Source organism: Flavobacterium sp. 38, assembly GCF_057799715.1.
This window is the reverse complement of record NZ_JBYNWZ010000007.1, coordinates 158,834-178,817: the sequence shown is the minus strand read 5'-3', so window position 1 is coordinate 178,817 and position 19,984 is coordinate 158,834. Positions and strand designations below refer to the sequence as shown.

The window sequence follows — 19,984 nt, the reverse complement described above, 5'->3', positions numbered from 1 at the left end:
AATTTATCTAGACTTTAATGAAATTCCAAATTTTAATTTTCCTCTTTTTTGTACAATCTTCATTATCATTTGCGCAAAAAGCGACATTCAATATAAAGTATTCTGAGCAATTGGCCGTTTTTGTTTTTATACAGAATCTTTCTGAAAACTATCCCGAAAATGTTTTCAAAACCGAATTTCATAAGTCGAAATATAATACAGAAGAATTTCAAAAATTAGTGTCAGAATTTGACAAACTCGCTATCGATTACAGTTATAAATTTGATGGATTTCCTGAAGACTCAAAAAAACCAATGCAGTCTAAAGATTTTTTAAGAAAAAATCTCATTGAAACCGAGAATTTAAAAGATTTCAAAATGCGTTCAATTGGAATTGTAACGAACAAGACTTTAAATGATCTAACCAGAATTATTTCTGCATTTACTCCAATTTATAATGAATTGATTTACAATCCGAACAAAGAGAAGTTTGAAAAGCAAATTGTAGAAATTACTAAATATGCAAATGAAAACAATATTCAGGATTACTTTACAATAGGTTTAGCATTCTACAATTCAAGTTGGGATACGTCAATTCCGTTCGAAATTGCTTTTTATCCGCTTCCCAATTCTAAAGGTTTTACAGCGCAATCATTTGAAAATAATTTTATCAGCGCCATTCAAACTGACTTAACAAATTACAAAGATCTTTTTAGCGTAATGCTGCACGAAACGTATCATATTATTTATAATGAACAATCACTTGAAGTTAAGACTGAAATTGCAAATGCTTTCAAAGAAAATAAGTCTAAATACAGCAATTATGCTTATCAACTCTTAAATGAAGTGCTTGCAACATCATTAGGAAATGGTTATGTTTATGGAAAGCTTAATGGCAAAATAGATGAAAAAGATTGGTATTATCAAAAATATATTAATCTGATGTCTAAGGAAATTTATCCAATGGTAACTGAATATATCGCTCAGAAAAAACCTATCGATAAAAGTTTCATTGACCGCTACATTGCGATTTATGAGCAGAAATTTCCTGATTGGATAAACGAATTAGATAATGTAATGAGTTACAGATATGTCATTTCTGAAAATGAAGATGATTTTAACGTTATTCAAAAAAAATTCCGTTTTCGCTCTAGAACCGAATATGAAACGGAAATTTCAAAAAGTTCTATTGAAAAAATGCAAGAAACAGCATTAACAAAAATGATAATTGTTTCAAAGAATAATAGTGAAAACTTAAAATTGATTAAAAAAAGTTTTAAAGAACTAAAAAACTGGAAGTTTGATTCGGAAAAAGAATTTAACTATAAAATTTTATTAGACGATAAAAGCCAGCTGTTCATTATAAACCAAAAGAAATCAACATTAGAATCTGTAATTAATTTATAATGGCTAATTCTAAACTTCTTTTCTTAGCCTTGAAATAGAAATCAAAATCGCTGACAAAACCACAAAAGCAATTAAAACGAATAATCCATTTACGAGAGCAGTTTTAAAGCCCAATTTAGTTGCGTCAATAAACGGATACGGGTAAAAATTGGTCGTAATTCCGTGAAACAAAGTATAAATAATATAGAGAATCGGATAAACGAGCCATCCCAAAATAACCTTAAAAGAGATTCTTTGTGGACTCACAAAAAATAGCCAATACGAGAAAAATAAAACTGGCACTACCGAATGAAATATTTCGCTTACAATAAGATGATGTCCTTTTAAATCGACGATGTGACGAAGAAGCAAATTAAAAACCATTCCGACAATTAGAATATAAACGGTTACGGCTGTAATTGTGGTGCATTTTTTAAAAAACGCATTAAGCTTGCATCTGCCTCCAAATAATAAAAAAGCGGTGCAAAAGAAAACGATTGTATTTGTTGTAATTGTAAAAAAACTGAAAAAACGTACGGCTGCACTAAAGAAGGTAAAACCAGGTCCTTTTAATAATAAATAAAATTGTACAGGTAAAGCATATAACTCGAGGGCAAAAATAATACCCAACAAAATCTCTCCTTTTATAATGGTATTTTCTTTTTCCATATTATACTATAAGTCAAACCACTAATATAAGGAATTTTATTGGATTTTACTACATCACTCGTTTATGCTTTTCGCTTTCCACAATTGTTTTTTCAAGTCTTGACAATTGTGTTTTTTCCTGTTTGGCACTCATAATCCAATGAATCATAACTTTCTTGTAAGATGGTGCTTGTTTCTCAAAAAATTCCCAGGCTATTTTGTTGCTTTTAAATTCCTTTTCGTAAGCTTCTAAAAGCGGGATAGGTTCTTTCTTTTCGTGCGAATATATTTTTGATTTATTTTCTGATAGAAAACTAAAAGCTTTTAAACCTGCGTCCGTCATTAAACCTGCTTTAGTCAAATCTTCCATTTTTTGAACATTAATGGCACTCCAAATACTAGAAGGCCTTCTCGGAGTAAAACGAATGCTGTAGCTTTCATCATTAATCGATCTGCGAACTCCGTCAATCCATCCAAAACAAAGCGCCTGATCTACAGATTCTGACCAGCTCATCGAGGGCTTTTTGCTTGAAACTTTATAAAAACCAACTAAAAGCTCTTTTTCTTTTTGATGGTTCTTTTCTAGCCATTTTCTAAAATCTTTTTGATCTGCAAAAAAAGTCGGTGTCATTTTGTTTAAAATTTTAATCTCGCAAAGTCGCGGAGACGCAAAGTTTAAAATTAAAAAAATTAAACCATATAAGTCATGTAAGTTTAATTAAGCCAAAAACTTAAAATTCTTATATAACTTATATGGTTCAAAAAAAATCACAGCTTATATTTAAGTGTCGCAGGTAACATTATCCCAATCTTGATCCATGTAATGAATTAGCCAGTTGAGCGCATATTGCCTTTCGTATACAATTCCTGGATTAATGTTTTCTATTTGTCTTCCATTAATTCTTTCGTCTACACAAGCCCAATTATATCTGTAATACAAATCGGCAGCGTCTAAAATTTCTTTTTTAGAACGAACTTCATGAACTGCGTTTATAAATTCAAAAGGATTTTTACCTTGTCCGACAGGATAATTTTCCGAACTAATATTTCCAAGATCACAAAAGGCATTCGGAAAATCAATTACATCTACTTTTTTCAAAGCCCACATCAAGGTCCAAATACCTTCACATTTCCAAGTTTCGTACATTTTTTTGTCTTCCGTTGGGTTTGCTAGAAATTCCTTTTCGCCTTCGGTTACAGATTCCCAAAGTTTATATTCCTGCAGATAATCAACCGCTTCTTCAGAAGAAATATTATTGAAAGCAACCAAATTCGTCACAGCCAAAACGCTTACTCTTTCGGCAATTTCCTTTGCTGATCGAATTGTAGTTTCTCTTTCCGATTCAATGCAAGGCAAATGTTTGTTGATTTTTATATTTTCGCTTTCCAGAATTGCTTCGTTTTTTGCTTTTCTTTCTATTTGATCTTCATCTAAATCCGTTTGATCGTTATCAAAATATTCCGAATTGATATTAACTTTTAAATCCTCTATTTCACATTTTCCGTCTGTATCAATAATCAGATTTAAATCTTTATCCAGAAAATGCTGCGTTTCAGATTTACTGATAATAGTTATAGGCTGAACAAACAGAACAGCGTCAAATTCCCTTGCCAAATCAACGATAATGGCATTTAACTCTTTTAATTCTCCTTTATCTTCGCGAATCGAAAATTCTGAATTCAGCGTTTGTATTTTATGAAGAAATAATCCTTTTACCTTTTCATTTTCAGTCGGTAACGAATCTACAAATCCATACAGTCCTTTTAAATTGGCAGTTAATTCAGAATCATCTATTTGCGGAATTTGATAAGAAGGAACAGCTCTTTCTCTGTAAAATAGTGTTATTTTCTTTGACGGACTTAAGATTCCGCCTTTTACTTCAAATTCTAGATTTTCACCATTAGTAGAAAAAACGCCATTAGGAACATGAGAAAGAAATATTTGCTTGATTTTTTCCAGTCCTAAATGATGCGAATAAATTGTACAAATCATTTTTCGGCTTTTAAATATTATAAAGCTAATATAGGTTTAATTCTACAAAGAACACAAAAAATACTTCACAGTATATTATGAAAAATCTCGCAAAGGCGCGAAGGCGCAAAGATTATACAAAAAAGAAAACCATATAAGTCATTTAAGATCATTAAGTCAAAACTTAAAATTACTTATATAACTTATATGGTTCAAAAAGCTTAGCGACTTCGCGCCTTTGCGAGATTTTTTTAATTTACTTTTATTGTAATTTCTGAAGACGACAATCCATTTGCAGAAACTTTCAAACGAATACTCTCTTTCTTCCCATTCGACTGAATAATCGCAATACATTTTCCGTTGAACAACTTACAAGAATTCGCTTTAAACGATTCCAAATTGGCTTGATAGCCATTATCAACTCCAACTAATTTTCCTCCACCAGAAACTTCAAAATTGATTAAGTCCATTGCTTCTGGTAATGAGTTTCCTTTTTTATCTACTAGCGAAACCGTCACATAAACCAAATCGTAAGTATCATTTTTGATAGAAGTTTTATTTGCTTTTAAATCAATTTTAACAGCTTCACCAGCGGTATGAATTTCTTTTTCTAAAACTACTTTTCCATTCTTTCTGGAAACCGCTTTTAGCGTTCCAGGTTCGAACTTCACATTCCACGAAATATGCAAATCATCATTTTGTTTGGCTTTTTTGCCGAGAGATTTTCCGTTTAAGAAAAGCTCCACTTCATCGGCATTATTATAATATGCCCAAACAGCAACTTCTTGATCTTTTTTCCAGTTCCAATGCGGAAAAATATAAAGAACGTCTTTCTTAGACCATTCACTTTGGTACATGTAATATACATCTTTTGGAAGACCGGCTAAATCTACAATTCCGAAATATGAACTTCTTGCTGGATACGGATACGGATCTGGTTCACCGATATAATCGAATCCTGTCCAAATAAACGTTCCCGCCATGAAATCCTGACTTTTGATTGTTTTCCAGTTTTCTTCGTGTGTTGCTCCCCAATACGATTTCACCTGATCATAAGCAGAAACCGTCCAATCTGCATTTCCGTCAAACGGAGCGCCGTGTTTGGTTGGCCAAGCTTTTATTCCGTCAGGAAAATCATAATGTCCACGCGTTTCCAAAGCCGAAACACTTTCTGAAGCTAGTATTTTTTGCCCTTTAAATTTAGTTGGAAAATCTTTATAATCTTCGTGTTTATAATTGAAACCTAATAAATCTAAAGCGCCCGATTGATAAATAAAGTTTTTCTCAATTACATTTTCTGTCAAAGCGGAAGTTACGGGACGCGTTGTATCCAGATTTTTTACGATTTTTGCTAATTCTCTCGTAATCGCAATTCCAGTCGAATCAAACTGTTCGCGGATTTCGTTACCAATGCTCCACATCATTACAGACGGATGATTTCGATCTCTTTTAATAAAATCCTCCAAATCCTGTTTGTGCCAAGCATCCCAATCTTTGTGGTAATCGTTGGTTACTTTTTTCTTTTTCCAAACATCAAAAGCTTCGTCCTGAACAATGAATCCCATTTCGTCGCACAATTGCATCATTTCTAAAGAATGCGGATTATGAGACATTCTGATGGCGTTTGCCCCCATTTCTTTCATCAACGTCAACTTTCTGCGAACGGCATGAATATTTTCAACCGCTCCCAAAGCGCCATTGTCGTGATGCAGACAAACTCCATAAATTTTAGTCGGAACACCATTCAATGAAAATCCTTTTTCTGAGTCAAAATTGAAAAATCTAAATCCAAGTGGTGTTACGTAATTATCAACTAGTACAGATTTTTCATAGATTTTAGTAACAACTTTATACAAATAGGGATTTTCAGTATTCCATAATTGCGGTTTTATAACATCAAGATTATGCACTTTGGTTTCAAATGTTTTAGCCCCAATTTTCTCTATCGAAATTTTATTAGCCACTTCCTTATTCTTAGCATCTAAAATAGAAGTCACCAATGTAAATTCTCTAGCGGTGTCATTATCATTATCAATTGTAACTTCTAAATGCACTTTTGATTTGTTTGTTGAAACTTCAGGCGTACTTACAAAAGTTCCCCACTTCCCAACATGCAATTTTTCGCTAGCCACCAATCTCACATTTCTATAAATACCAGAGCCAGTGTACCATCTTGAATTGGGTTGCGCATCATTATCAACTTTCACAGCGATAATATTGGCTTGTCCATAATTTAAATAAAGAGACAAATCATATCCAAAAGAGATATATCCATTTGGACGCATTCCTAATGATTTACCGTTTATAAACACTTCGCTATTCTTAAAAACTCCATCAAATTCAATCGAAATTGTTTTGCTTTTCCAACTTGCAGGAATAGTAAAAATCTTGCGATACCAGCCTTTTCCAGCAGGTAAAAACCCTTGCGCTTGTTTGGTTTTAGCCTCTTTATCGAAAGCTCCTTCAATACTCCAATCATGTGGCAATTGAAGCGCTCTCCAATCTGAAGCATTGTAGTTTTTGTTTATCGCTTCTGGATGATCTCCTAATTTGAAATTCCAGTTTTTATTAAAGTCTTCTACAATTCTGGCTTCTTTTTGTGCCAGTATTGATGCTGAAAACAAGATTGCAAATGCAAGTGTAATTTTTTTAAACATATTTTTATTTTTTCTCTCGCAAAGTTTTTTTTAAAACCATATAAGTGATATAAGTTTATTTTAGCAAAACTTAAAATTTCTTATATCACTTATATGGTTAATTTCTTAGCGACTTTGCGACTTTGCGCGATTATTTTTTTATTCTAATTTAAATCTATACTTCTTTATTTGTCAGGCTGAGCGGAGTCGAAGCCCACGCAAAGTAATTCCGTAACCTTAATCGCCAATCTTTGTCGAGCTACTTGTGGAGATCCTTCGTTCCTCAGGATGACAAACAGTGTCGAGCTTCTTGCGTGGGCTTCGACTCCGCTCAGCCTGACAATCGTAACCAACAAAAACATTGACCTTTGTGCCTTCGCGTCTTCGTGGCAAATACCTTTTATTGAAACTCAAAATTATCCAACATCAACCCCTTCAAATCATCTCCTTCAAGAGTAATTTTATACGTTCCTGCGTTGATATAACCTCCTGATGTTGTGTTTAATATTTTCCATTTTTCTGGTGAAGGGAAAAACTCAATCGTATCATTTCGCATTAAAATTCCGTATGCATCTTCCATTATGAATTTTACTTTTAATGGCGTTTCATTTCGATTCATAAAACGGAAACGCATTAAATAAATTCCAGCGACACCAGGTTTTACTTCAAACTCAATGCTGTTATTCGTCTTTTTTGTAAATTCAATATAATCCGCTTTTTTGAAATTCCCTTTTTCGATTCCAGTTCCAGTTGTTTTCGTTTTTTCGGCTTCGATGATTACAACAGGTCTCGAATCGTCTTTTTCGCCCATATCGTAAGTTGGCACTACAACAATCGTTGAAATCGTTTCAGAATTATTAAAAGAAACTTTCTCGCCTTTTTTTACTTTTTTAGTAAAAACATCAAAAGAAATTCCATTGCTATTTTTTCCCTTTTCTTCTATTTTTTTATAATCTGAAAGCCAGTTTAAAGTCTTTATCTTATTATCAGCCAAAACATAAACCGTCGATTCTTCTTTTGCTGTAAATGAACCCGAAACTTTTGAATTATTCGAAAACTGAATGAAATCAGCCCCAAAAACTTCTGAAGGCAATTCTGTAAATACAACTTCTGAGTTTAGATATTGTTTTGAATTGATATCTAACCAAGAAGCGATTTTAAAATCTTTAGCATCTAAACTTACATTCTGAATATTTCTAGCCGATTCCTCAACAGGTCTTGCGTGATAATCTTTGGTTGCGATTGCAATTGCCGAAATAATCGCCTGCCCCACTTTGACATTTGGAAACGAAATTTTAATTTTTCCGCCAGTGCTTTTTACTTTAAAAGTTTTCTTTAATGCATTGTCATGTCCAGCTTCTGCCCAAATATCGAAGTCTTTTAAAACAACATTATCGTTTATTGCTACATCAAACAAACGCCAACCTTTGCAATCCATGCCACCGCCAGTTCCGTACCAAGGTTCTGTGAAATACAATTCGATTACATATTCTCCGTCTGGCGCAGGAAATTCATAACTTAACTTTTCAACTCCGTATCTGAATGTTTGAAATAAAGTCTGATCTTTTGTTCCGTCAATCGGGTCAAAAGTACTTCTTTGGCTTGCATAAAAATCAGGAAGTTTTTCGAAATTATCTGTCCAGGATAAGGAACCCCAGGCGTTTTTTCCACTTTTGTGTGTGTCAGTCAACCAAGTGTTTCCGTTAGAATCTGTGAATTCAGAACCACCGCAATTAACTCTATAGATATAATTTAAACCGCTTTTAGCTTTTAAAATATCCGTTTTATTTGGCGTTAATGCTTCTAAATTTGACGCTTTCGGAAGATTGCTCAAAACGATATAATCTTTAGCAACAGCCTTTCCGTTTACGTATCCAACGGCATATAAAACATTGTATTGAATATTGACATTATTAAACTGAAAATGTTTCCCAATTCCTGGATTTTTTAGTTTTCCTAATGACATTTTATTGACGTCATTAAACAATTCTACTTCGTCACAATTCGAATAAATATCGATTCCGTTTTTGATTCCAGCACTTTCCCAACGGCTTGGCCAAGTGTGCGAAACGATGTACACCATCGGATTGGTTTTGTTCGAAACATAATTGGCGCGGTACATATAATACGCATCCAAAGGTTCGCCCCAAATCGTAAAAAGTCCTTTATAATTTACGGGGCCTACTTTGTCTATATCTCTGAATCCTTCGCCATTCTGCACGCGTCCCGGATTTTCATGCGAAGCAAAAAGCCAGTTGAATTGTCCTGCAATTTTATCACGAACCGACTCGGCTTCACGGACTTTGATTTCCATTAATTGCGAAAAACGGTTTTCGCTTAAAGTTCCTTTTTGATCGAATTCGCCTTCGGTATGCAAATCTGCCGAACGCCAAGCGCCATATTCCCCGTTTAATAACTGCGTTGTCATTTCGAGATGATACTTTAACGGATCACCGCCATACGTTCCAGACCAGTTTTGAACGACATTCCAATCTGTTCCTTCTCCGCCGTTGCAAGTCGTTACAATTCTTTGTTTCTCAGATAACGGATCCATTTCGCGAATAATCTGCGTGCATTCTTCTGCGAATTCCTTAGGGATTGTACTTTCGTTCTGTAAACCCCACATGACAACAGAAGGGCTATTTCTACGTTCTTTAATCCATTCGCGTAAAAGCGTTTTGAAATTTTCTTTAAATTCTGGCGTATCGTACCAAATATGCGCCGAAAACTGACTCCAAAATAAGATTCCGTTTTCGTCTAATGCTGCCTGATATTTTAAATTATGTGGCTGATGCGCTTCGCGGAAAGCATTAAATCCAGCAGCTTTTATTTGTTCAATTCTAGCATGAATTTGTTCGTCTGAAAAGGCATGACTATTTCCTATCTGATGTTCGTATTCACAAACTCCATTGATAAAAACAGGTTCGTCATTAATGAAAAAACGATTGTCTTTTCCGTCACGGCTAACCGGCCAACTCACCCAACGGATTCCGTAAGGCGTTGTTAACTGATCGATCGTTTTTCCATTTTCAGAAATTGTCGTAACGAGTTTATATAAATACGGATTCGATGGCGACCATAATTTCGGATTTTGAATTTCCGGCAACGTCAGCACCACTTCTTTCTTCTCTTCCGAATTGTGTTTGATTTGATTTTTAATGCTTGAAACTTTCTTTCCAGAAGCATCAAAAAGAGTAATTTCTACGGTTAAATTTCGGTTGGAAGTGCCGTAATTTTTGATTTCTGTAGTGGTATGTAAAATCGCTTTTTGTTTGGAAACCGATTTGTCATTCCAAATATGAACACCAAAAGGTTCGATTCTAACATCGTTTGTAATGACCAAAGAAACAGGTCTGAAAATCCCCATTGGCTGAGAACCTTCTGAAAATCCCCATTCGCCCGAACAGCCTCCGCAGACCCAAGGAAGATCGGCAATAAACGATGGATGTGATGCTTTTACGAGAATCTGATTTTCTTTGTTTGCAGTAATTAATTTGGAAATATCCAATGTAAAAGTGGTTCTTCCACCTTTGTGTTCACCGGCTTTTTTCCCATTTACCCAAACTGTTGCATAAGAACTTACTCCTTCAAAAAACAAAAAGAACTTCTGTCCAGATGTAATTTTATCCAGTTTTAAAGTTCTTTTGTACCAGGCAGTTCCGTGTAAATTTCCATGTTTTGTTCTCCTGAAACCATAATACTGATCCCAATTGTGAGGCACACTTACCTTTTGCCAATTGGAATCAGTTTTTGGATTTTCTACAAAATCTTCTTCTTTCAGCGGAAGATTATCCAGCATTACGGTCTCCCAAGATGAATTCAGCGAAATTTCTTTACGCATTGAACTTTTGCCCTGACTCCAAACAGTGCAAAAACTTGAGAAAAAACAAAAAATAAAAAAAACTATTCTGTTCATATTTTTAAACCATATAAGTTATATAAGGTTGTTTTTTAATTGTTGTTGACCTAAAGGTCGTTGTTTTGTCATTTCGACCGAAGGGAGAAATCGCACTAGAAACTCCGCACAGTATTTCAAATCTTTGTCGAATCCCGCGTGTGATTTCTCTCTCCGTTCGAAATGACAAACTTTTGTCGAGTTTCTTGCGGAGATCCCTCGTTCCTCGGGATGACAAGATTGTGTGTATTACTTCGTATTAAACCTGACGGGTTTTAAAACCCCGTCAGGTTTAAGGTAACGCTTGGTTCGCGTGAGGGATTGAGGCGGTATCCTTTTATGCAGCGGAGCGAAATAAAAGATATAGCCGAAAGCCCGACCCGGAGGGACACGCCCAAATTATTATCCTTATTAATAAAACAACCAGTCGATTGCTGCTTTTTCTCCTGCATCGATATACCCGACATCACGCGGTGTAATGGTCTGATCTGCGTCGATGAAACCTAAAATCAATACTTTTCCTTTGCCTAAATCGAGTTTGTTTTCGCCCGGCTGGAAAGTATAGGTATGAATATTTACACGTGGTAACTCTTTCAAATTCATGGCGCTTGCCAAAATTACTTCGGCCTGACCATGCGCATTTCCTGCTGCATCGGTTTCTAAACTTGGCGGTAACAAAAATCTTTTCTGATCGGAGTTGAAATAACCGACTACTAATTTAACCGCTTTTGTGTTTCTAAACTTCAAATGCGTTCCTTTTTCATTCTGATCGTTTTCTACGAATGAAAATCCTTTTAGGTTTTGAAGCTCTGGAGCAATTTTGGTTAATTCAGAAATATCTGTTCCGTATACTTTTGTTCCTTTTTTAACTAAATAGGTTCCTGGTTTTTCATCGATAAAAGTTACTTCAGCAGGTTTCCAAGGTTTTCCTTCTTTGGTTTCGATTTTACCGTCTTTAGACGATTTTAGCTTTTCTAAATTTCTTTTAAAATTTGCTAATTCGCGCTCATAATGTGGTAATAATTCTGCCCAAGTTTTGTTGTTTCCGTCGTCACCTCCAATCGGAATTCGACGTTGCGCAGTCTGCATACTGTTGGCGTACCAATAATGATCTTTCGTAAGATTTACCAAAAGTTCGTAATATTCGATGCTTTTCTCTAGATGCGGCAATGCTTTGTCTAAATCAGCAATGTCATTTGAATAGCTGTAACGCAAAACCAAAATCGCAGCTTTTACTTTTTCTGAGAAGAAATCGGCGAAAGCTTTATAGCAATGTACATCGTTTTTAAGACGTAAAAATTCTTCTTTGTCTTTGGTTACGCTGGCTTCGGCTTTATCGATCGCTTCAACTGCCAATCTCCCGTGTTCTGTAATTTCGGCAATAATCTGCGTTGGAAGTTCGCCAGAATGCGGTTCTTTATTCCATTCTTTTTTTGCGTATTCCAATAATAATTCGCCTGGAGGCCCGCAAGATTCGTGGAATCCTGGATACACTCTCCATTTTGACGGGTTTACTAACTGGCTTTCGAACATTCCTAACAATAAAGTTTGACGGTTTCCTTCTGTGATTCCGAAACGTCTTAAGGTTTTTGGAGCAATTTCTCCTGTTTCTTCGTATGCTTTTAGAATGTTGTTAGCAGCTTCCTGACTCGTTCCGTATTTCGCAGCTAAGTCATTATCCCAATATTTGATTTCTTCGTTTCGGTCTCTTTTGCTATCCCAAGCGTATCTTGCCCAAGCTTTGTACCAGATCCAATCGCGATCCATTTCTAATAAACGTTCGCCTGTTTTGGTTTTATCGGCAGAATACGGCCAATCCCAATATGAAGCTTGCGGATACAAGTGTAAAGCATTAGCTCCGTGAATGTTATGCATCGCCTTTACCGTTTTCTGGATAAAATCTGGTGAACCGTATCTGAAAGGCTCTAAATTAGCCAAAATATGCACGTTTTCGATATGAATCGATTTTAGAGAACTCAACTGTTTGTGCGTTTCGCCCCAAGGGCCGCCCGGCGTGTAAGTCGTTAGAGATTCTCCTGTATATTTACTTTCTGTATATAAGTTTTTGTATAATGGAAGCGATTTTTCCATTACCAAAGGTCCGTCTGTATCGTGAGAACGCAAAATAATCGGCGGTTCTTCTGTTTTTCCTAAAGCCTGTAAACCATCGCGAACACCCGGAATAATCGTTTTGGTAAACCATTCTACGTCGTCATCAACGGTATTGATTGCTTCTCCCAAACAAACCATTAAACCAACGTTTGGATATTTCTCGATAAATGCTGCAATAGATTTTCTGGTATAATCGGACAACAAAGGCGTAATCGGTCTTGAACGATCCTGAGTTTTAATATTGTAATGTTCTGCAAAAGGCTTAGAAACAATGATATTGTAGAACATCTGAATTACCCAGATTCCTCTTTTGTTGGCTTCAACCGTTAGGAATTTATAGATTTCTTCGTTCTTTTTGAAATCTTCGTCGCTTACTTCTACTGCAAACGGATATTCTTTTAGTTTAACTAAAGAAGCAAATGGGTGTCCGTTCCATAAATATAAGGAATTCATGCGGTTATCAACCATCATATCCAAGTACTTAATCCATAATTTTTGATCGTAAAACCATGGAAAAGTTTCTGGTGTATACGGATATTCGTAAACGTCACGTCCAGGAAGATATACGGGTTTCTGCATTCCGATACAAGCGCCTCGCAGAACCATTTCTGGACTGTCGTCGATATTTAATTCTGAAGGTAATTTACCAGAATCTTTAATTCGATCTACCAATTCTAAAGCACCATACAATGCTCCAGTCGCATCTGTTCCTTCGATGTAAGTGATATTATTTTGAGTACGAATCAGAAAACCTTCTTTTTTAGTCAGTTTATTGTCGTCTATTTTAGCGCTTTTGGCGTTTTTTTTCCAGAATTCAGTTTCTTTTTCGCCAATAACAATTACTTTATCTTTTGATTTTTTGAATTTGTCTGAAGCTGTAACCTGAAATCCTTTTGAAGTTAAAGTCTCAGCTAATTTCTCTGCACCGTATTTTGCTCTCGGCGCATTGGCATCACTCACAATGGTGATGTTTTGCGCTTTCGCGAAAGCGACGTAAAAAAATAAAAGAAGTAATTGTAAATGTTTCATTGTGTTCTGGTTTTATTCTTGGCAATCAATTTTTTTTTCAGGAGCTAATCCCGCTATCCGTTACAATCTTTTTTATTTTTAAAGAAAAAATAAAAAAGGATTTCCACTTCTATCGGGGCTAGGGAATTCATTTTCATAAGATTGTTTTCGTCTTTTTGTCATTCCACCGGAGGAGAAATCTCCGCAAACTAAATCGACAATCTTTGTAGAGCATCTTGCGGAGATCCCTCGTTCCTCGGGATGACAAAAATGAGAGTAAAATCTGCGCAAAGACTTCACGCAGATTTTAAGTGAAAAATTGTGTTGTTTAACGATTACATATTTTCACCAATTTATTTTTATTTCTGAAAAACTTTCTTCAAATAAGCCACATTCGCTCCGTAATTGGCTTTTACGTTATGAACTTGATTTACATCTCGTGAACGTTCTACAATCAGCCAACCACTCCATTTCATTTCATCTAGCGTTTGTTTGATTTTTGGCATATCGATCGCAGGATCGTTTTCTAACCAAAATTTATCGGTGTTTGAAGCATGAATCTGTGCTAAATGTTTCTTTCCTAAAATCTTTAATTCAGATGCTATATCTCTTCCATTATCAACTGCATTCGCAAAATTGAAAGAACTTTTAATGTATTTTGAATCTACTTCTTCTAAAAGCTTTTTCTCGTCTGTGGCGCTTAATGAAGTTTCAATAGCAATTACTCCGCCAATTTTACCGACTTGCTTTCCTGCCCATTTTAGTCTTTCAATAACAATCGGACGCAGTTCTGGATTTTTAGTTAAGTCGCTTTCAGTTCCTAATGGTAAAAAAGCCACTTTTACTTTCATGTTTTTCATTGCAGCCACACAGTCGTTGATCATTGGTTCGATGGTTTCTCTTTTGGCAAAAGACTGTGCGTAAAACCCTGACATGGCAATTGAGCTGATTCCGACATTTAACTCTTTCGATTTATCTAAGAACTTTTTTCTTTCTACAGGTTCACCCAGTTTACTGTCGAAAGTCGGACGCTTTCCTAAACCGCCCATATCCATTTCGATTCCGTCTGCTTTTATTTCAGCTGCTAATCCGAAAGCACCTAATTTTTGTCTTTTTAAAATCATCCAGTCGCAAACCGCTACTTTGTATTGCTGTTTGTTTTTTGATGCCTGAGCCGTTGCACAGCTGTTGAATGTTGTTGATAGAACAACTAGCAATGCAATTAATAAATGTTTTTTATATATCATGGGTATATTTTTTTTCTGCCACGAATTACACTAATTGCACTAATTTTTTAAATAATAATTCGTGAAAATTGGTGGAATTCGTGGCGAACTTTTTTCTTTACTCTTCTTCTGCTTTTACGGCTGTCACTACTTTTCCTTCTTCGCCTGGCCAGATTCCATTTTTAATTGGAAGTGCAACCAATTTACTTGGATCAACTTTTACGTATTTCAACTTTTCTCTTCTCCAAGTGTACACAATATGCACCATTCCGTCTGAACCTTGAATCATCGATGGATAAGAGTATTGACTGATTTTTGAATCTTCTAAAACCAAAGCCGCGTTCCAATGAATTCCGTCTTTAGAAACCGAAACATTCAAAGGTGTTCTTGGTCCTTTTGCTTCTTTTCCTGGAGGCAGAACGTGATTGTAAACTAACAAATGTCTTCCGTCTTTAAGTGTTACAGCGTCTGTTCCTGAGTTGTTATTTGGAAGTCCGATTAACTCCACATCCGACCATGTTTTTCCGTTGTCTTTTGAGAAAGTACTGAAAATAGCGCGATTTCTAGTTCTTCCGATAGCCTGAATGCTTCCATCTTTGTGGAATAAAATACTTGGCTGAATCGCATTGATTTTTTGTTTTCCTCTTGGAAGCGTGTCGCCCATTACCCAAGTTTTTCCGAAATCAGGAGTCGATTCCATACGAAGTCTCCAACCGTCACCTTCTATACTTGACGGACAAAGTAAAGTTCCGTTGCTTAATAAAACAGGTTTATTTTTGATTGGACCTAAGAAACCGTCTGGCATTTTTTGAGCTTCAGACCAAGTTTTTCCGCCGTCAGATGAAGTTCTGATTACGCCCCACCATTCTGATGGTTTTGGTCCTATTTTGTAGAAAAGCATTAAATCGCCACCTGGAATTTGATATAAAACGGGATTCCAAGTTGGTAATCTTGGCCCTTCTTTCATTACGCCGTCTGCTACTTTTACGCCTTCGTTCCAAGTATCGCTTCCTTTTGGTTTGATTGCCACATAAATACAGACATCAGGATTTCTCTCGTGAGTTCCGCCAAACCAAGAAGCTACTAAATCACCATTTGTTGCTTCGACAATTGTAATGGCGTGGCAAGACGGATAAGGCGCTTTATCGTAAACAAACTGATCTACTAAAATTCCTTCTTTCCAAGTTTTCTTTTCTAAAGCCGACTTACAACTTCCTAAAAGGAAAAGTCCAAACAAAACAAATGCTAATTTTGTAATCTTCATTCTTAATTAAATTATGAATTATTTTTTCTGACTATAAATATAGACCTAACATTTTTTTAGGTAAAAATATTTATTAAGTGTAAAAATAACACTAAAAAATTAACAATGTATCCTGTACTGTCCCGAAATACTAAAAATGCAAGTTATTTAACGTTTATCGCAAAATTTCCTGACGAAAGTGTATTGAGAACAAAAATTATTTATAGAATTTTTATTTATTCGGGTAAATCTTTTTGTTTTGGAGGTAAAAAATTCTCTCCAGTCACCACATTTTTGCCTGTTTGTTGTTCGAGTTCAATTCTTGCGTTTTTAGCAACTGAACCACCTTTTTTACTGGCTACAGCGTTTTCCTCCAGTCCTTTTGCTTCATCATTTTCTGCTATTTGTCGTGTAGAAAGTTCGGCTAATGCTGTAAAAATCAATTCAGCTTCGCTCATGTGATCACGCAGATTTTGTGATTGCAATCCTTTTATTTCTTTGTGTTTCTTTAATGATAATCCAGTCCATTCTTTATGGATAATATTGGTTAGAAAAGCAAATTCACTTTTCTCTTCGATGCCAGCTTCTTTCCAATAATCAGTGAGTTTGCGGGTCTCCTGCCCGTCATTCGCTGCTGAATCCACTTTTCGCTTCGTCCGTGCTGTTTCCAATTTTCTCTTGCACGGTCTATACTTTCTGACGGATCCTGAATTTCTTGTATGCGTTCATATCCTACTTTTGCAAGCCAAAGTTTAAAGGGTTCCGCCTTTGGAGATGGTATGGATTGAATTATTCTAAAAATATCTTCAACATTGCCTACATCTGTAAGTCTCATTTTTCCATCTTCGGCAACTAATTTCAACCGGTTACAATTTGTAACCGGTTCATTTCCTTCCTTCAATAATCTACTTTTCAGCACTTTCCAATAATTTCTTGCTCCCTGATGATGAGGCTGATTAGTGAGAATTTCAACAATATCGACAATTGAAAAATACCATATTTCATTATCAGCATCGAAATGACTTCGTACTTTTTTATCTTCAAAAACTTTAACAGCATCCATAATTACAGCTTTAAACTTACCGATAAAATAATACAAAAATTCTTCTTAAATTAATATTTTACATTAAAAACGTATGAACCTGATTCTAAAGTCAAAACAATATTATTGTTTTCTATTTTAGAATTAAAAGTCTTATCCAGCTTCTGTTTATTGATCGAAACAGCCGAAATATCATTCGCTGGAAGATACACAACAGCAGAAGTATTTGCCGGAATTGTAATATCCCAAACCAAAGATTTTTTATCTTTTTTCCAGCCGCTTTTAATCGTTCCATAAATAGATTCATAAGATGCATTTACATACGTCAATCCGGCATTAAAATCAGGCTTCATGATAATTTGCTTGAAGCCTGGCGTTTCAGGATTACTTTTGATTCCCGCCATATTTTCGTAATACCAAATCAATAAATCGCCCAAAAGCATGACGTGGTTTTGCGAATTCATTGCTGGATCTGCTGTGTTTCCGTTCCAAAGTTCCCAGATTGTAGTGGCTCCATTTTCGACCATATAACCCCAGCTTGGATACGTTTTATTCGATGCTAATTTGAAAGCCAAATCTCCGCGTCCAAAATTGGTTAAGGTTCGCATTAAAAACTGCGTTCCGATAACGCCTGTACTTATATGACCATTTTTAACCACTTCTACTTGGTGTACTAAATTTTCGAATATTTTAGTTTGTAGTCCGTCTGCAACCATTCCGAAAGTCAAAGGCAGTAAATTGGCCGTTACGGTATTATTTGCATAACTATTTTCATCTGCGTTTAAATATTTAGCGTTGAATTCTTTTTTGATTCTTGAACTTAATTCATCATAATGTTTAATATCATTTTCCGCGTGAGCAATCACCGCAAATTTCTTCATGATATTCAACAACTGATAATAAAATGCGCTTGAAATCAATTCCCCATCTGTTAAACGCATTGGATCTTTCGAACGAATTAATTCCAATGATTCTGGCGGAACGCACCAATCACCATATTTATCTTTGGTCATAATATCGTCGACGAGATAGTTTTCTTCCATATAATCCATCCATTTTTTCATGTTTGGATATTGTTTTTCGACCACTTTTGAGTCTCCAAATTGCTGATACAACATATCAGCAACCGTGATATACGTTCCCGGCCAGGTTACATTGTCTCCGTAATAACGCCAGAAAGCAGGCGCCACATCTGGGAGTCCGCCATCTATAGTTTGGGAATACTTAATATCGTCTAACCATTTTGCATACAAAGTTTGATTATCAAATAAGAAACTTTCGCCATAAGCACCTGTTGTTCTGTCTCCCAACCAAGGCTGACGCTCGTTTCTTTGCGGACAGTCAATTGGCATCCCTTTGTAATTTCCGCTGATTCCCCACCACGCATTCTTAAAAATCTGATTCATTATTGGATTCGAAGAATCGAAAGTTCCCGTTGTTTGAATGTCATCATAAATGACTTTTCCAACAAAATTGTCTAAAGTCGGTTTAGCTGTAAAACCGGAAATTTCAACAAATCTAAATCCGTGGAAAATGAAACGAGGTTCCCAAACTTCTTCGCCTTCACCTTTTAGAGTATAAATATCAGTCGTTTTTGCATCACGCAGATTCGCAATGTATAACGAACCGTCAGGCTGAAGCGATTCTGCAAACTTCATCGTGATTTTCTCTCCGCTTTTTCCTTTCACTTTCAATTGTAGCCAGCCGACCATATTTTGCCCCATATCTAAGATATAAGTTGCTTTTGGTGTCTGTTTGATTGAAATCGGTTTTACTTCACGTTTCACTTTCATATTCGCCGACATCTGACCTTCGTAGAATCCGCCTGGTTCCTGCACATATTCTGCTGAAAGCCATTTTTTATCATCAAAATTAATGGTATTCCAGCCTTTCATTTCTTTACGGGCGTCGTATTCTTCCCCGTCGTATTCGTTGTTAGATAAAATTGGTCCATCGGTTGTGATTTTCCAAGTATCATCTGTACGAATCACGTCTTTACTTCCATCGGTATATTCTACAAATAACTGCAAAGCCATTTTCGGGTAACCAAACGTTTTGATTTTATACGGTTTATAATCCTGGCGCATGGTAAAAAAACGTCCGTTTCCTAAAATCGTTCCTAACATGTTTTTGCCTTCCTGTAATTGCGAAGTCACATCAAAAACATTGTATTTTACATTCTTCGTATAATCCGTCGGAACTGGCGCTAAAACCTGATCACCAATTTTATTTCCATTAATGTACAGCTCGTACAAGCCCATTCCCATGATATAGACTTTGGCATTTTTGACTTTCTTTTTCAGATTGATTTCTTTTCGCAAATAACGAGCTGATAATCTCGAATACTGTGAAATGCTATCTCCAGGCGAAGCTTTTTCATACCCAATCCATCTCGTTGATTTCCAGTCGGCATAAGTCAGAATTCCGATACTGAAATGTGCATTTTCTTTCGACTGAATTTCTCCTTTATTGGTAAAAACCGTTACTTTCCAGTAAACATCTTGTCTGTTTTCAAGTTTTTTTCCATTATAAATTACGTTTACAGAAGCATCGCTTCGCACTTTCCCACTGTTCCATAAATCGCCATTTTCTGCATTTAGTTTTTCTAAACTAGAAGAAGCAATAATTTGATATGCAAATTGTTTTACATCATTTACGTCTGCTTTTATCTTCCAGCTTAATCTTGGCTGTAAAACGTCAATTCCTTCTGGATTGGTCAGCATTTCGCATTTCAAATCACTCACCACAATCTTGTTTTGGGCTTTCGCAGAAATAGTAAAAATTGAAATGATTATTGTAAGATGTAAAAAAAACTTTTTCATGGTATTGTTTATTGTT

Annotated in this window: 12 protein-coding genes; 1 reads left to right on the top strand and 11 read right to left on the bottom strand. The window is 35.6% G+C overall.

What is annotated here, in order from left to right:
* The first annotated feature begins 17 nt into the window (after nucleotides 1–17).
* Nucleotides 18–1,385 carry a hypothetical protein gene (locus AC3E9W_RS17380; RefSeq protein WP_488769334.1) on the top strand — a complete coding sequence of 456 codons (1,368 nt, stop codon included), beginning with the start codon at nucleotides 18–20 and terminating at the stop codon, nucleotides 1,383–1,385.
* Between the two features lie 9 nt (nucleotides 1,386–1,394).
* On the opposite strand, the gene AC3E9W_RS17375 is transcribed toward AC3E9W_RS17380, so the two are convergent.
* The 11 genes from AC3E9W_RS17375 to AC3E9W_RS17325 form a co-directional block, all read right to left on the bottom strand.
* Nucleotides 1,395–2,033, bottom strand: a complete 639-nt coding sequence (locus AC3E9W_RS17375; RefSeq protein WP_488769333.1) for a Pr6Pr family membrane protein — start codon at nucleotides 2,031–2,033, stop codon at nucleotides 1,395–1,397.
* Nucleotides 2,034–2,082: 49 nt separating this feature from the next.
* Nucleotides 2,083–2,643, bottom strand: a complete 561-nt coding sequence (locus AC3E9W_RS17370) for a YdeI/OmpD-associated family protein (RefSeq protein WP_306156287.1) — start codon at nucleotides 2,641–2,643, stop codon at nucleotides 2,083–2,085.
* Nucleotides 2,644–2,793: 150 nt separating this feature from the next.
* Nucleotides 2,794–4,005: a DUF4272 domain-containing protein gene (locus tag AC3E9W_RS17365; RefSeq protein ID WP_488769332.1), complete on the bottom strand. Its 1,212-nt coding sequence runs from the start codon at nucleotides 4,003–4,005 to the stop codon at nucleotides 2,794–2,796.
* 230 nt (nucleotides 4,006–4,235) lie between these two features.
* Entirely contained in the window at nucleotides 4,236–6,641 is a 2,406-nt protein-coding gene (locus AC3E9W_RS17360; protein ID WP_488769331.1) for a glycoside hydrolase family 2 TIM barrel-domain containing protein, read from the bottom strand.
* Between the two features lie 379 nt (nucleotides 6,642–7,020).
* Entirely contained in the window at nucleotides 7,021–10,461 is a 3,441-nt protein-coding gene (locus AC3E9W_RS17355; RefSeq protein WP_488769330.1) for a malectin domain-containing carbohydrate-binding protein, read from the bottom strand.
* A gap of 465 nt (nucleotides 10,462–10,926) precedes the next feature.
* Nucleotides 10,927–13,656: an alpha-d-galacturonidase gene (locus tag AC3E9W_RS17350; protein ID WP_488769329.1), complete on the bottom strand. Its 2,730-nt coding sequence runs from the start codon at nucleotides 13,654–13,656 to the stop codon at nucleotides 10,927–10,929.
* 338 nt (nucleotides 13,657–13,994) lie between these two features.
* Nucleotides 13,995–14,882: a sugar phosphate isomerase/epimerase family protein gene (locus AC3E9W_RS17345; protein WP_488769328.1), complete on the bottom strand. Its 888-nt coding sequence runs from the start codon at nucleotides 14,880–14,882 to the stop codon at nucleotides 13,995–13,997.
* Nucleotides 14,883–14,979: 97 nt separating this feature from the next.
* Entirely contained in the window at nucleotides 14,980–16,125 is a 1,146-nt protein-coding gene (locus AC3E9W_RS17340) for a sialidase family protein (protein WP_320493827.1), read from the bottom strand.
* A gap of 215 nt (nucleotides 16,126–16,340) precedes the next feature.
* Nucleotides 16,341–16,562: a hypothetical protein gene (locus AC3E9W_RS17335; RefSeq protein ID WP_488769327.1), complete on the bottom strand. Its 222-nt coding sequence runs from the start codon at nucleotides 16,560–16,562 to the stop codon at nucleotides 16,341–16,343.
* An 89-nt stretch (nucleotides 16,563–16,651) separates the two neighbouring features.
* Nucleotides 16,652–17,167: a BRO family protein gene (locus AC3E9W_RS17330; RefSeq protein ID WP_488769326.1), complete on the bottom strand. Its 516-nt coding sequence runs from the start codon at nucleotides 17,165–17,167 to the stop codon at nucleotides 16,652–16,654.
* A 50-nt stretch (nucleotides 17,168–17,217) separates the two neighbouring features.
* Nucleotides 17,218–19,968: a glycoside hydrolase family 78 protein gene (locus AC3E9W_RS17325; protein WP_488769325.1), complete on the bottom strand. Its 2,751-nt coding sequence runs from the start codon at nucleotides 19,966–19,968 to the stop codon at nucleotides 17,218–17,220.
* Between the last annotated feature and the right edge of the window lie 16 nt (nucleotides 19,969–19,984).